The sequence below is a fragment of the Streptomyces sp. NPDC055025 genome, assembly GCF_053608565.1.
Map to the genome: position 1 here is coordinate 119,817 of NZ_JBSGVS010000016.1, position 15,356 is coordinate 135,172.

Consider the following 15,356-nt stretch of genomic DNA (forward strand, 5'->3'; position numbering starts at 1 on the left):
ACCGGACAGAAGGGAACGACAGGTGTCGGAGCCGGATCAGGACAGGACCGTCGAGTACCTGCGACGGGTCACCGCCGACCTGCGAAGGTCACGGCAGCGGGTGCGCGAACTGGAGGACCGGGACCACGAACCGATCGCGATCGTCGGCATGGCCTGCCGGTACCCGGGCGGCGTCCGGTCACCGGAGGACCTCTGGCGGCTGGTGGACTCCGGGAGCGACGCGATGTCGGAGTTCCCCACCGACCGCGGCTGGCCGGCGGACCTCTACCACCCGGACCCGGACCACTCCGACACCACCTACGCGCGGGCCGGTGGATTCCTTTACGAGGCCGGACAGTTCGACGCCGGATTCTTCGACATCTCACCGCGCGAGGCGCTCGCGATGGACCCCCAGCAGCGCCAGCTGCTGGAGACGGCGTGGACGGTCGCGGAGAGCACCGGGATCGATCCGCACACGCTGCGCGGCACCGACACCGGCGTGTTCGTCGGCGCCATGTACCAGAACTACGCGCTGCACAGCAGCAAGGTGCCCAAGGAGGTGGAGGGCTACCTGGTCAGCGGCAGCGCCGACAGCGTCGTCTCCGGCCGGATCTCGTACACCATGGGACTCGTCGGACCCGCGGTCACCGTGGACACGGCGTGCTCCTCGTCGCTGGTGGCGATACACCTGGCGGCGCAGGCGCTGAGGGCGGGGGAGTGCTCCCTGGCGATGGCCGGCGGGGTCACGGTGATGTCCACGCCGACACTGTTCACGGAGTTCTCCCGCCAGCGCGGACTGGCCGCGGACGGGCGCTGCAAGTCGTTCGCGGCAGCGGCCGACGGCACCAGCTGGTCCGAGGGCGTCGGCCTGGTGCTCCTGGAACGGCTCTCCGAGGCCCGCCGAAACGGCCGCCCGGTACTCGCCGTGCTGCGCGGCAGCGCGGTGAACCAGGACGGTGCCAGCAACGGCCTGACCGCACCGAACGGACCGTCCCAGCGCCGGGTGATCCGCCAGGCGCTGGCCAACGCGCGGCTGACGGCGCGGGACGTGGACGCGGTGGAGGCGCACGGCACCGGTACCCGGCTGGGCGATCCGATCGAGGCGGAGGCGCTGCTCGCGACCTACGGCCAGGACCGCCCGGCCGGCCGGCCGCTGTATCTCGGCTCGGTGAAGTCGAACATGGGGCACACCCAGGCGGCGGCCGGTGTCGCCGGAGTGATCAAGATGGTCATGGCGCTACGGAACGGGGTGCTGCCCAGGACCCTGCACGTGGACGAACCGTCGCCGCATGTGGACTGGTCCGCCGGTGCGGTGTCACTGCTGACCGAGCCCGTGCCGTGGCCGGCGCCGGACCAGGACCGGCCCAGGCGGGCGGGGGTGTCCGCGTTCGGGATCAGCGGTACCAACGCGCATCTGGTGCTGGAACAGGCCCCGGAGCCGGCGGAACCGGACGACGGAGCGGTGGCCCGTGGCGAGCTGCCGTGGCTGGTGTCGGGGCGCGGTCCGGAGGCGCTGCGCGTCCAGGCCGGCCGGCTCGCCGACGTCCTCGGTGCCCGGCCCGGCTTCGATCCCGTGGACGTGGCATGGTCGCTGGCCACGACCCGCTCCGCGTTCGAGGACCGCGCCGTGGTGCTGGGCGGCGACGCGGACGAACTGCTCGCCGGGTTACGGGCCGTCGCGGCGGGGGAGACCGCCCCGGCCGTGGTCCGGCCAGGCGGTGCGGCGGACACCGGCCGGGGGGTCGTATTCCTGTTCACCGGCCAGGGCGCGCAACGGCCGGGTATGGGGGCCGAGTTGTACGAGTCGTACCCGGAGTTCGCGGCGGCGCTCGACGAGGTGTGCGCCGAACTCGATCCGCTCCTGGGCGTTTCGCTCCGAGACGTGATGTTCAAGGGGGCCGCCGAGGACGGCCGGTCGCTGGACCGGACCGCGCTGACCCAGCCGGCGCTGTTCGCCCTCCAGGCCGGGCTGGTACGGCTCGCGGAGTCCTGGGGTGTCACACCGAGGGCCGTGGCGGGCCATTCGATCGGGGAGCTCACCGCCGCGTATGTCGCGGGAGTCTGGTCCCTCCCGGACGCCTGCGCCGTGGTGGCGGCCCGTGGCCGGCTGATGCAGGACCTGCCGGCCGGCGGGGCGATGCTCGCCGTGCAGGCCGACCAGGACCGGGTGCTGGCCTGGGTGGCCGAGCAAGAGGCGCGGCAGCCGGGGCAGTTGGGGATCGCCGCGATCAACGGCCCGTCGTCGGTGGTGGTGTCCGGCCGGGCCGACGCGGTCGACGCGATCGGCCGCACGGCCCGCGCCGCCGGCTGCCGGGTCAAGGCGCTCACGGTGAGCCACGCCTTCCACTCGCCGCTGATGCGGCCGATGCTCGGCGAATTCGCCGAGGTACTGGCCAAGGTGTCCACCCGGCCGCCCGGTCTGCCCGGGATCGCCTCCGTGACCGGCCGGTGGAGCGACCAGGAATCGTGGGGCTCGTCCGCCTACTGGGTGGACCAGGTCTGCGCGCCGGTGCGCTTCGCGGACGTGACCGCCACGCTGCTCGCGGACGGGTACGACACCTGTCTGGAGGCCGGGCCGGACGGGGTGCTGTCCGCCATGGTCACTGAGCAGGCCGCGTCACCGGCGACCGGCCGCACGCGCTCACCTGTGGCCGTGCCGCTGCTGCGTCGAGGGCGCCCGGAGCAGGGCGCGGCGCTGGCCGCTGCCGCCGAGCTGTTCACCGCCGGGGTCCCCGTCGACTGGGCCGAGGTGATCTCGGCCGCCTCCGACGGCCGCCCCCGGCGGCTGGACCTGCCGACGTACGCGTTCCGCTCCGACCGGTACTGGCTGTCCGCCGACGACGCCGCCGCGCCGACGGACCCGGCACGGCAGCCCGACACGGAATTCTGGCGGATGGTCGAGCGCGACGATCTCGAAGGACTCGTCGACGCGCTGCAGTTGACCGACGACGTACCACTGAGCCGGGCGCTGCCCGCCCTCTCGTCCTGGCACCGCTCCCGCCGGGACGACGAGCGGGCGGCCGACTGGCTGTACCGCACACGCTGGCGGCGGCTGCCCGGCGCTCCCGCCGCCGGCTCCGGCGGCACCTGGGTCCTGGTCGTACCGGACGGGGACCACGATCAGGTGTGGGTGACGGATGTGGCCGAGGCGCTGCGCGGACACGTCGAGCCGGTCGTGGTCCCGGTGGACACCAGGGCCGTGCTCGCCGACCGCATCCGCGACGCGGGGTCCGAGGACCGCCCCGTGGCCGGTGTCCTGTGCCTGGCGGGCATCGACGAACGACCGTACACCGGGCACCCTGAGATCACCCGCGGTCTCGCCGGGACCCTGGCCGTGATGCAGGCCGTCGCGGACCTCGGCCTCGGTGTCCCCCTGTGGACCGTGACGAGGGACGCCGTACCGGCGGTGCCGGAGGACCGCCTCGGCGGCTTCGCCCAGGCCCCGGTATGGGGGCTCGGCCAGGTGGCGCGGCTGGAGCAACCGCGGTACTGGGGCGGCCTGGTGGACCTGCCGACCACGGTGGACGAGGCTACCGGCGCCCGGCTCGCCGAAATCCTCACCGGCAAGGCGGGTGAGGATCAGGTTGCCGTCCGCCGCGGTGCGGCGTTCGCCCGCAGACTGGTGCGCTCCCGGCCGGGGCCGCCGGCACAGGCGTGGCGGCCCGACGGCACCGTCCTCGTGACCGGCGGCACCGGCGCGCTGGGCGGACAGGTCGCCCGATGGCTCGCCCGGGAGGGCGCGCGGCACCTGCTGCTCATCGGCCGTCGGGGGAAGGAAGCGCCGGGCGCCGCCGAACTGGCCGCCGAACTGACCGCCCTGGGCGCCGAAGTGACCATCGCGGCCTGCGACGCGGCGGACCGTGACGCGCTCGCCGCGCTGCTGGCCGATCGGCCCACCCCGATCAGCGCCGTGGTGCACGCGGCGGGAGTGCTCGACGACGGAGTGCTGGAATCGCTCTCCCCCGCGCGGCTCGCGGAAGTGGCCCGTTCGAAGGCCGTCGCCGCGCTGAACCTGCATGAACTGACGTTCGGCACCGAGCTGTCGGCGTTCGTCCTGTTCTCCTCCGTGGCCGGCACGCTGGGCAGCGCCGGCCAGGGCAACTACGCGGCGGCGAACGCGTTCCTCGACGCGCTGGCCGAACGCCGGGTACGGGACGGGCTGCCGGCCACCTCGATCGCGTGGGGACCATGGGCCGGGGCCGGGATGGCCACGGACGACGCGGCCCGGCAGAAGCTGGTGCGGCTCGGGGTGGAACCCATGGAGGCCGGACCCGCCCTCACCGCACTGCGGGCGGCCGTGGAGACCGGCGCCGCGACCGTCGCGGTCGCCGATGTCGACTGGGCGCGACTGGCCGCCGGGGGAACCCCGCCGCCGCTGCTCGCCGAACTGCCCGAGGCCCGCCCGGCATCCGGCACGGACACCCCGGCGACCGGACCCGGCGCCCCCGTGAGCGGGTTCGCCGACCTGCCACCCGGCCAACTGGACCGGGCACTGCGGGACTTGGTGTCGACGAAGACGGCGCAGGCGCTGCGCCACGACGCGGGCCCGCTCGCACTCGACAGGCCGTTCCGGGAACTCGGTCTCGACTCGCTCACCGCCGTCGAACTGCGCAACACACTGAGCACCGCCCTCGGCATCGCCCTGCCTTCCACACTCGCGTTCGACCACCCCAGCCCGCAGGCACTCGCCGCCTATCTGGGCACCCGACTCCGCGACCGCACAACGGAGATGGCGGACCGGTCCGTGACGGGCACCGCGGTCGCGGAGGACCCCGTCGCGATCGTCTCGATGGACTGCCGTTTCCCCGGCCGGGTGACCGGTCCGGAAGACTTCTGGGAACTGCTGCGGGCCGGGCGTGACGCGGTGTCCACGTTCCCGGCCGACCGAGGATGGGACCTGGACGCCCTCTACGACCCCGACCCGGACCGGCCGGGCACCACCTACACCCGCCACGGAGCGTTCCTCGACGCCCCCGACCGGTTCGACGCGGCCTTCTTCGGGATCGGCGCGCGCGAGGCGGCGGCGATGGACCCGCAGCAGCGGCTGCTCCTGGAGATCTCCTGGCGGGCGGTGGAACGAGCGGGCCTGGACCCGCTGTCCCTGCGGGAGAGCCGGACCGGGGTGTTCATCGGTACGAACGGACAGGACTACCTGGCGTTCCTCAAGGACATCCCCGACGGCCTGGACGGCTACCTGGGCACCGGCAACGCGGCGAGCGTGCTGTCCGGCAGGCTCGCCTACACTCTGGGCCTGCGCGGCCCGGCGATCACCGTGGACACCGCGTGTTCCTCGTCGCTGGTGGCGCTGCACCTCGCCGTCCGGTCACTGCGCCAGGACGAATGTTCCCTCGCCATCGTCGGCGGGGCGACCGTGATGGCCGGCCCAGGCGTGTTCGTGGACTTCAGCAGGCAACGCGGGCTCGCCGAGGACGGCCGCTGCAAGCCGTTCTCCGCGACCGCGGACGGCACGGGCTGGGGCGAGGGCGCCGGCGTACTGGTGCTGGAACGGCTGTCCGACGCACGCCGAAACGGCCACCCGGTACTCGCGGTGCTGCGTGGGACCGCGGTGAACCAGGACGGTGCCAGCAATGGCCTGACCGCGCCGAACGGGCCCGCCCAGCAGCGGGTGATAGGACAGGCGCTGGCCGACGCGGGCCTCACTCCGGGCGAGGTCGACGCGGTGGAGGCACATGGCACCGGCACCCGGCTGGGCGATCCGATCGAAGCGCAGGCGCTGCTGGCCACGTACGGCCAGGACCGGCCGGTGGGTCGGCCGCTCCACCTCGGCTCGGTGAAGTCGAACATCGGCCACACCCAGGCAGCCGCCGGTGTCGCCGGGCTGATCAAGATGGTGCTGGCGATGCGGCACGGCGTACTGCCCAGGACCCTGCACGTGGACGAGCCGTCCCCGCATGTGGACTGGTCGGACGGTGCGGTGGCCCTGCTCACCCGGGAGCAGCCGTGGCCGGACACCGGTCGGCCGCGCCGGGCCGGGGTGTCCTCCTTCGGTGTCAGCGGAACCAACGCGCACGTGATCATCGAGCAGGCACCCGGGCCCAGTCCGGTCGTGGTCCCGGCCGATGCCGGCCCGGGAACGCTGCCGGTGCCGTTGTCCGCCCGTGGTGTGGACGCGCTGCGTGCGCAGGCTCGCGGCCTGCGCGACCACCTCGGCAGGCACCCGGACCTCGCCCTCGCCGACCTCGGCTGGTCACTCGCCGCCACGCGGGCCGCGTTGACCCACCGGGCGGTCGTACTCGCTGAGGATCTTGCCGGGTTCGACGCGGGCCTCGCCGCCCTCGCGGCGGGCCGGACGGCATCGAACGTGATCACCGGCAGGGTGGCCGCCGACGGGGCGGTGGCCTTTCTGTTCACCGGACAGGGCAGCCAGCGGCTGGGGATGGGGCGGGATCTGTACACGTCGTTCCACGGGTTCGCCTCAGCCTTCGACGACACCTGCGAGGGGCTGGAGCGACACCTCGGGCACTCGGTCCGGGACGTGGTCTTCGCCGCCCCCGGATCCGCGGAGGCCGGGCTGCTCGACCGGACCGAATACACCCAGGCGGCGCTGTTCGCCGTGGAGGTCGCCCTCTTCCGGCTGGTCGAGGGATGGGGGCTGGTGCCGGACCTGGTGGCCGGGCACTCGATCGGGGAGCTCGCGGCCGCGCACGTGGCCGGAGTGTTCGACCTCGACGACGCGACCGCGCTGGTCGCGGCACGAGCCCGGCTCATGCGGGAACTGCCGTCGGGCGGTGCGATGGTGGCGGTCGAGGCGAGCCCGGACGAGGTGGCGACGCTCATCGCCGACCGTGCCGACCGTATGTCGGTCGCGGCCGTCAACGGCCCTGCCGCCATCGTGCTCTCGGGTGACGAGGACGCGGTGCGGGAAGTCACCGCCGAGCTGGCCGGCCGGGGCCGCCGCACCAAGCGGCTCAAGGTGAGCCATGCGTTCCACTCGCCCCGTATGACGCCCATGCTGGCGGCGTTCCGGGCCGAGGCCGAGCGGATCACCTACCACGCGCCGCGGATTCCCCTGGTGTCCAACCTCACCGGCGCGGTGGCGGATCCGGCCGAGGTGGCGGGCGCGGACTACTGGGTGAGGCACGTCCGGCAGCCGGTACGGTTCGCCGACGGCATCCGGACGTTGGAGGAACGCGGCGCGCGTACCTTCGTCGAACTCGGCCCCGACGGGGTGCTGGCCGCCATGGCCCAGGACTGCCTCGCTGATCCCGGCGCCTCGCTGGCCGTGCCGCTGTTGCGAGCCGACCGCTCGGAGCGTGCCTCGCTCACCACCGCGCTCGCCCAGCTGTACGTGCGCGGACTGCCTCTGGACCTGGGCGCGTTGTGCGAGGGCGGCCGACGGGTCGACCTGCCTGTCTACCCCTTCCAGGGCCGGAGCTACTGGCTGCGCGCGACGAGGTCCGTGGGAAGCGGCCAGCGCGGTGCCGAACCGCCGACCGACCCGGCGCAGGGCTGGACCGAAACGGAGTCCCAGAACGAGTCCCAGACCGAGAACGAGACCGAGACCGAGACCGAAGGACTGCGTCGAAGGCTTCGGGAGGCGCGGCCCGCCGCCCGGACCGCTCTGCTGACCGAGGTGGTGCTGGGCCACGTCACGTCCGTGCTCGGCGACCCCGACCGGTCCCCCCGGCCCGGGGCGACGTTCACCGAACTCGGGCTCAACTCCCTGGGCGTGGTCGAGCTGCGCAACCGGCTGCACGAGGTCACCGGTGTCCGGCTCGCACCGTCCGACATCGTCGGCCACCCGACCGCCACCGAGGTGGGGGCTCTGCTGGCCGGGCGGATCGCCGAGGCGGAGCCCGCCGGGCCGCCCGGGACCGCCACCGAGCCGGTGTCGCCCGACGTGCCGACGAGCCCGCTGGTGACGCTCTTCAGGCAGGCCAGCCTGGTCGGCCGGGCGGACGACGGTCTGCGACTGCTCGCCGCCGCCGCGCACCTGCGGGACGAGCCGGACTCGACAGCTCCCGGACCGCGAAGCGCGCGCTTCGCGGGCGGCCCGGACGGGCCGCCCCTGGTGTGCTTCCCGTCGTTGGTCGCGCCCGCGCACGCCTACCAGTACGCCCGGTTCGCCACCGCGTTCCGGGACCGCCGCGACCTGACGGTGCTCTCTCCGTCCGGGTACGCCCCGGGCGAGACGCTGCCCCGCACGCTGGAGGAGTTCGTCCGGCACCAGGCGGCCGCGGTCCGTGCGGGCCACGGCGACCGGCCGGTCGTACTGGTGGGCTACTCCTCGGGCGGCTGGGTCGCGCACGCCGTCGCCGAGGCGCTGGCCGAGGACGGGACGACACCTGCCGCAGTGGTGCTGCTCGACAGCCACCTGCCGGACAGCGCCGGGCTCGCAGCCCTGGAGTCGACACTGTTCACCGTCCTGGCCGACCGCACCGAGCTGGTGGAGCTGACCACGGACGCCGGTCTGACCGCCATGGGCCGGCACTTCGACCTGTTCCGTGGCTGGCGCCCGAGCCCGCTGTCGAGCCCGACCCTGCTGGTACGGGCGACCGAACCCCTCGCAGGCACCGCACCCGGCCGGCCGGTCCCCGCGGTGTCCTGGCCCACCCGGCACGAGGCGGTCGACGTGCCGGCAGATCATCTGACCATCATCGGCGACTCCGGACCCTCGACAGGCCGTGCCGTCGAGTCGTGGCTGTCCGGATCAGGACGGGAGTGATCACTGACATGACCACCGAATCAACCGCGGACGACATCGTGTTCGGGCCGATGTTCGTACAGAACCCCTATCCCTCGTACGACGTGTTGCGCACCGAGGCACCGGTCGGCAGGCACGCGGTGAAGACACTCGCCTCGGAGGTCAACGCCTGGGTGGTGACCCGGCACGAGGACGTCCGCATGCTCCTCGCCGACCCGACACTGTCCAAGGACGCGCTCGGCCTGCCCCGGATCGTCGAGCGGCACGCGGTGCACCCTGACGGCTCGGTGGGCCAGAACCCGCGCAGCATGCTCTTCAGCGACCCCCCGCACCACACCCGGCTGCGCCGCATCGTCACCAAGGCGTTCACCATGCGCCGGGTCGAGAGCATGCGGCCGTGGATCGAGCGGATGGCCGACGAAGTCGTCGACGGCATCGTCCCCGACGCGGAGTTCGACCTGGTGGAACAGATCGCGCTGGCGTTCCCCATCTATGTGATCGGTGCCCTGCTCGGCGTGCCGGTGACGGGCTTCGAGGACCTTCGCCGCTGGAACGGCGTCCTGACCAGTGTCCGGTCCACCGCCGCCGAGAAGCGGGAGGCGATCGGACTGGCCTACGCGCATCTGGAGTCGGTCGTGGCCGCCAAGCGCCAGGCTCCCACCGACGACTTGGTGAGTGCCCTCATCGAGGCCGAGGACGACGGCAACCGGTTGGACGGCGGCGAACTGCTGTCCACCCTGTTCCTGTTGATGAACGCCGGCTACGAGACGACCGCGAACATGATCAGCAGTGGGGTGCTCGCGCTGATCCAACACCCCGAGCAGCAGAGCCTGCTGCGCGCCGACCCGGCACTGCTCGCGAACGCCGTCGAGGAATTCCTGCGGTACGAGAGCCCGTTGAACCTCGCCACCATCCGCTACACCACCCGCCCGGTCCGTATCGGCGACGTGGCGATCCCGGCGGACGAGATCGTCTTCGTCTCGCTGTGCGCCGCCAACCGGGATCCCTCCGTCTTCGACGAGCCCGGCCGGCTGGACATCGGCCGGAGCAGGAACCAGCACCTGTCCTTCGGGCATGGAATCCACCACTGCATCGGCGCGCCGCTGGCCCGGCTGGAGGGGGAGATCCTGTTCGGCCGGCTGCTGCGCCGGTTCCCCCGCTGGGAGCTCGCCGTGCCGGCCGAGCGACTCGTCTGGCGGCACAGCCTCCAGTTCCGTGGTCTGGAGAGTCTGCCCATGCGCATGTCCTGACCAATTCTGCTCGACACAGGGAGAGATGAGGCATCCATGACCGACAACACGGTGCAGACGATGAAGGTGGGCGAAGGCGTCGTCGCGGTCTTCTTCGACGCGTGCGCGCGGGACGCCTTCGACGAGGCGGTTGCCTGCTTCGCCGAGGACGGTGCCTGGATCGTGGCCGAGGGGCCCGAACCCGGCACCACATACCGGCGGCACCAGATCCGCGCGTACCTGACGGATCTGGTCAAGAAGCGCGAGCAGTTGGGAGACCAGGGAATCGAGCTGGTCTTCCAGCCGGCCGTGGTGCTGCACGACCGGCAGATCATCGAGTTCAGCCTGCGTAACGCCGCCGGGGACGTACTCGACCGAGGCGTGGACCTGTTCACGCTGCGCGACGGTCTGATCCTCGTCAAGGACGTCTTCCGTAAAGCCTGACACCGACACTGAAGGAGTCACGAACATGTTCGAGAACCTCAGCGAGCACCTGGTCAAGTTCGGCAGCGACATCGATTTCGAGGACCCGAAGATCGGCCAGAGCGGTACCTATGTGTCGGAACTGCGCGACCCGTCCGGCACCCCGATCGGTATGGTGGAGGGCTTCTACAAGATCGTCACGCGCCGCGACACCGACGACGAACTGATGACCTGTATCACCGAGAAGATCGCGCTCAAGGATGGAGATGTGCACGTCGAGGCCTGGGCGCGGTTCAGCAACCTGGTGTCGGGCGAGTGGCTGTACTGCCCGGCGGTCGGCGTGAGCGGCCAATACGCCGGCCGGACCGGCTTCCGGCAGTGGCGCCCGGTCGATCCGGGCAAGGTCGCCGACGCCAAGATCGTGTTCTTCTCGACCTTGCTCTCCTAAGGGTTGTCCCGTCATCCCTGGTGGATCGGACAGGACCCAGAGCTTGTTCCGCCGTATCGGGCCCGACCTGTCCGTGAGGGGCGGCGCCCTCTGCCGCGACGACAGCCGTTTTGGCCGACGCACGAAACCGCCACACCGGCTACGGGACCCCTATGGCCGGACTTACGGACAGGACACCGGAGATGACCGATACCGCGACCTTCGCGCACAAGGTAGTGCTCATCACCGGCGGGGGCGGCGGGATCGGTTCCGCCGCCGCCCGGCGGTTCACCGACCAGGGCAGCCATGTAGTGCTGGCCGACATCGACCAGGTCCGCGGCGAGGCCGTCGCGAAGGAGACCGGCGCGCTGTTCGTGCCGGTGGACGTGTCCGACCTGGCCGACAACCAACGGTTGATACGCGCCGCGGTCGACCGGTTCGGAGGTGTGGACGTCGTCTGGCTCCACGCCGGAGTACTCGCCGGAGGCTCCATCGGCGACGCGTTCGACCGCGATGCCTATCAGCGGCTGCTCGCGGTCAACATCGACTCGGTGGTGTACGGGGTACAGGCGGCCCTGCCCGCCCTTCGGGCCCGTGGCGGGGGATCGATCGTCGTCACCGCCAGTGTCACCGGCCTTCGCCCGTCCCCCGACGTGTTCTACGCCGCGTCCAAACACGCCCTGGTCGGCCTGGTCCGATCTCTCGGGCCGGCGCTCGCCGGGGACGGGATCACCATCAACGTCCTGTGTCCGGCCGCGGTCGAGACACCGCTCATCGCCGAACGCCTGCCCGCGTGGCGGGCCGCCGGCGTGGCGGTGGCCTCCCCGGACCTGGTGGTCGACGCCATGGTCACGGCGGTGCACGACGGGCGGACCGGCCAGGCGTGGGTCGTCGCGGCCGACACCGGCATCGCGCGTTTCGAGTTCGCCGACCTGCCTGTCGGCGGCGAGACCCGGTTGGGCCCGGCCGCCGAACCGGCCGGACCCGTGGCGTCGAACGGGCCGGGCGAGTGATGCCGGACCGGCCGCTCCACGACATCGGACCGCCCCACCAGGAGGAGTACGGAATGCGTTCCATCAAGGCAGCCGTCGCCCGTACCAAAGGGGGGCCGTTCTCCGTGGAGGACGTGCTCCTGGAGGCGCCCAGAGCAGACGAGGTGCTGGTCCGGATGGTGGCCACCGGCCTGTGCCACACCGATCTACTCGCCCGGGACCAAATTCTCCCGCCGGGCCTGCCGGCGGTACTCGGGCATGAGGGCAGCGGCGTCATCGAGGCCGTCGGCGCCGCGGTGACCTCGATCGCCCCCGGCGACCGGGTGGTCCTCGCGCCGATGAGCTGCGGCTCCTGCCGCTCCTGCCTGACCGGCCACCCCATGCGCTGCGTGTCTTTCCTGCCGCTGAACCTGCGCGGGCGGCGAGCCGACGGCTCGACAGCTTATCGGGATACCGAGGGCGCCGAGATCAACGGGCACTTCTTCGGCCAGTCCGCCTTCGGCGACCATGTCGTGGCCCACCAGCGCAGCGTCGTCAAGGTCCGTGACGACGCCCCACTGGAGCTGCTCGGCCCGCTGGGATGCGGGCTGCAGACCGGCGCGGGCGCCGTGCTCAGCGTGTTCGCCGCGCCGCCCGGCAGCAGCCTCGCGGTGTTCGGCGCCGGCCCGGTGGGGCTGGCGGCCGTGATGGCCGCCAGGATCGCCGGCTGCACGCAGATCATCGCCGTCGACCTGCACCCCAACCGACTGGACCTGGCGATCGAACTTGGCGCCACCCACGTACTCGACGGCGCCCGGGAAGAGGTGGCGGCCGCCGTGGTCCGGCTCAGCCGGGGCGGCGTCGACTTCTCGCTGGACGCGGTGGGCCTCCCGCAGACCGCGCGCGCTGCCGTCGAGGCGCTCGCAGTCGGCGGAACGGCCGGCATCGTCGGGTCTGCGGGCACCGGCCAGGACATTTCCGTCGGGCTGGTCCAGCTCCTGGGCCGCACGGTGAAGGGCATCCTCCAGGGCGACAGCGTTCCGTCGCTCCTGATTCCGCGGTTACTGGAATTCTTCATGGACGGGCGGTTCCCCTTGGACAAGCTCGTACGTTCGTACCCGCTGACCGACATCAACCACGCCGTCGACGAATCGATCGGCGGAAGCGCGGTCAAACCGGTGCTGGTGCACCAGTGACGGGGGTGCGATCGACCTCCCCTGGGCTGGGGGAACGGCTGGGCCCGGCCCGCGACCGAATGGCGGACTGAGCCGCCGGTGTTGGATCGCGCGCACGGGCGCCGGCGCGCAGGGCGTAGCCCTGGCCGCGCCGTACGGTCACGCCGTGGTTGGGCGCGGCCCGCTCGGCGGGTTCCAGTTCGGCCGCGCGGAGGAAGTCGGCGACCTTGCCCGGCATGCAGAGGGTGACCGCGGCCGCCCCGCAGGGCCTGTGGGTCTGCGGGGCGGCCGTCGCGATCTGCCCGTCAGTCGTCGGAGCGGAACGCCCCGTGGACGCGCAGATTGCCTTGGATCGACACCTGGTCGTCGTTGACGTGCATGATCCAGGCGTCACTGTTGCGGACCGACAGGAGCCCGTTGGCGTTCACCACCCCGGTGAACACCGAGTCATGCTGGACGTAGAGATTTTGCGCGACCTGCACCCTGTCATGGCTGGCCTTCAGGACCCACTCGTCGTTGTAGCTCACGGTCAGCCCTCCGCCGGCGTTCAGCATCCCTGAAAGGGTGGACGTCCCGTTGACGTCGAGGTCGCCACCGACAACGGCCTTCCCCGCAGTATGCAGCTCACTCCCGGCATTCACCCTGCCGTTGACGGAGAGGTCACCACCGATGTCCGCCGTGCGGGCAACGCGCAGCTCACCCAGTTCGAGCTTGCCGTTGACGGAGAGGTCACCACCGACAACGGCGTTTCCGGCAGCCTTCAGTTCACCCTCGGCGTCCAACTGGCCGTGAACGACCAGTCGGGGCGGCCCGTCCTGCGTCTCCAGCACGCCGTTGACCGTCAACCCGCCCTCGACGGTGAGGCGTTCCCGTACCGTGGCCCGACGGGTGAACAGGTCGGCCAGGTCCGCCTCACCGGCGGTAACGGTTCCCCAGTCCCCGGCACTTTTGTAGACCTTCACGCCGGTGTCCGGGAATTCGATCCATCCCTTGCCGCCGTTACGGTCCCCCACCCATATGGTGTTGACGCCGTTGGCGCTGACGGTTCCCAAGTCGCCGGCCGAGCCATGCCCCACCTTGATGCCGTCCGGGGGGAACTCGACCCACCCGTCATTGTCATCCAGCCCCCGCGCCCGCTTGGTCCTCACGGCTGTCGTCAGTCTGGCCTCGTCGGCCGTAACGGTTCCCAGCCCGCCACCCGTCTTGTTGATGTCCACGCCTTGCGGGGTGAAGGTGACGCGCCCCTGGCCCTTGGCCGGGGTCCCCTCGGCCCACGGAGTGCGGACCCCGCTCTCGAATTCCGGAATACGTGCGTGGACCGTGGTGGTGAAAATGTAGCCCTGTCCGTTCGGCTGCCCGGGGCTGGTGCCGGCCATGAGGGTGTACGTCGTTCCCCGGGTGGGCTGCACCTTGTGCGTGAAAGGCGTCTGGGCTACCGGAGTTCCTGCGGGCGCCGCGGAGAATTTCACCGGTTGCGCGTCCGGAGAGACGATCCAGTAGTCGATATTGTTGGGCCCGTCCCACATGAGGGTGGCGCTGCCATTCGCGCTAACGTCCACCATGTCCTTGTCCGGGCGGAAGTTGCGCGGTGCCTTCGGTGTTTCCTTGACCAGCCCGAGCATAAGCGTGTGCGGCGCAAAATTTCCCTGCACGCCAGGAGGCTTGGAAATCTCCGTTATCGTCAGGAGGGCCAATCCTCCCTCGGCGGAAACGGCTATATTTTCCAGTTTCAGGACAATGGTTTCGCCGGGATCGAATAAGTACGCCGTTTTCGGGGAGGTTTCCAGCCGGAAGCTCTTCACCCCGTCCCATGTGAGCTGCACAGGCGTGTTGGAAACGGGGGGATGCACTTCGAAACTTCGTTTGATCAACTCGGGGTGGGGAGTTAGGTGACCGGCATTGTCGCCGACAGGTATCTGCACTTCGATGGAGCGCACGCTCACCATCGCCGCGTCGTGGTTGGAGATGATCAGGTATACCGCCCCCGTGGACGGCACCCCAGGCTGTGAAGCCTGAAGCGATGTCGGATCGGTGACGATGTCGTAGTGCAGCGACGGTGGCACGATGAGGACTCCCTATCTCGACGTTTCACACCATGCGGACAATGACGTGCGGTGGCGACCCGGTGTTGACGGGTGCCGGACCGGTGAGGTGACAGGCTCACAGGGAAAGCTATAAGGACCGGAGGCAAGCCGAAGGCCGTCATTCATGTTCAGCGCTTCAAGCCCTGGTGCCAGGCTCCTCTCGCCCCTCCATCTGCGGGAACCCGTCAACCGGCGCCTTGACTTGGCGCATCCGCCTCCAACAGCCCTCCCCCAGGGACATGGCCAACCGAACCGCCGAAAGCACTCCCCCGCCCGGAAGCCCAGGAACCACGATTCCGGCTAGCTGGCCCAAAGTGAACTCCAGCCTGGCCGGAACCACGCCGGACGTGCGTGGCGGCCGGATACGCCGAAGCCCCCTCGCCGGACGGGAGGGGGCTTCGGC

The 15,356-nt window shown here is 71.3% G+C and carries 7 protein-coding genes; 6 read left to right on the forward strand and 1 reads right to left on the reverse strand.

The features are described 5' to 3' along the window. Nucleotides 1-22 precede the first annotated feature (22 nt). From ACWGDX_RS12800 to ACWGDX_RS12825, 6 genes are all read left to right on the forward strand, one after another. Nucleotides 23-8,665, forward strand: a complete 8,643-nt coding sequence (locus ACWGDX_RS12800; RefSeq protein ID WP_453624922.1) for a type I polyketide synthase — start codon at nt 23-25, stop codon at nt 8,663-8,665. Nucleotides 8,666-8,673: 8 nt separating this feature from the next. Beyond that, nucleotides 8,674-9,894: a cytochrome P450 family protein gene (locus ACWGDX_RS12805; protein ID WP_453624924.1), complete on the forward strand. Its 1,221-nt coding sequence runs from the start codon at nt 8,674-8,676 to the stop codon at nt 9,892-9,894. 36 nt (nt 9,895-9,930) lie between these two features. Continuing rightward, nucleotides 9,931-10,317 carry a nuclear transport factor 2 family protein gene (locus ACWGDX_RS12810; protein ID WP_453624926.1) on the forward strand — a complete coding sequence of 129 codons (387 nt, stop codon included), beginning with the start codon at nt 9,931-9,933 and terminating at the stop codon, nt 10,315-10,317. A 25-nt stretch (nt 10,318-10,342) separates the two neighbouring features. Continuing rightward, nucleotides 10,343-10,744 (forward strand): allene oxide cyclase barrel-like domain-containing protein, encoded by a 402-nt coding sequence (locus ACWGDX_RS12815; protein ID WP_453624928.1) that lies wholly within the window; start codon nt 10,343-10,345, stop codon nt 10,742-10,744. A gap of 182 nt (nt 10,745-10,926) precedes the next feature. Next, the gene (locus ACWGDX_RS12820; protein ID WP_453624930.1) at nt 10,927-11,736 is read left to right on the forward strand and encodes an SDR family NAD(P)-dependent oxidoreductase; all 810 of its coding nucleotides are present in this window, start codon (nt 10,927-10,929) and stop codon (nt 11,734-11,736) included. Between the two features lie 53 nt (nt 11,737-11,789). Next, nucleotides 11,790-12,890 (forward strand): NAD(P)-dependent alcohol dehydrogenase, encoded by a 1,101-nt coding sequence (locus tag ACWGDX_RS12825; protein ID WP_453624932.1) that lies wholly within the window; start codon nt 11,790-11,792, stop codon nt 12,888-12,890. Nucleotides 12,891-13,174: 284 nt separating this feature from the next. Here ACWGDX_RS12825 and ACWGDX_RS12830 read toward each other — a convergent pair whose 3' ends face one another. Further along, the gene (locus ACWGDX_RS12830) at nt 13,175-14,932 is read right to left on the reverse strand and encodes a hypothetical protein (protein WP_453624934.1); all 1,758 of its coding nucleotides are present in this window, start codon (nt 14,930-14,932) and stop codon (nt 13,175-13,177) included. Between the last annotated feature and the right edge of the window lie 424 nt (nt 14,933-15,356).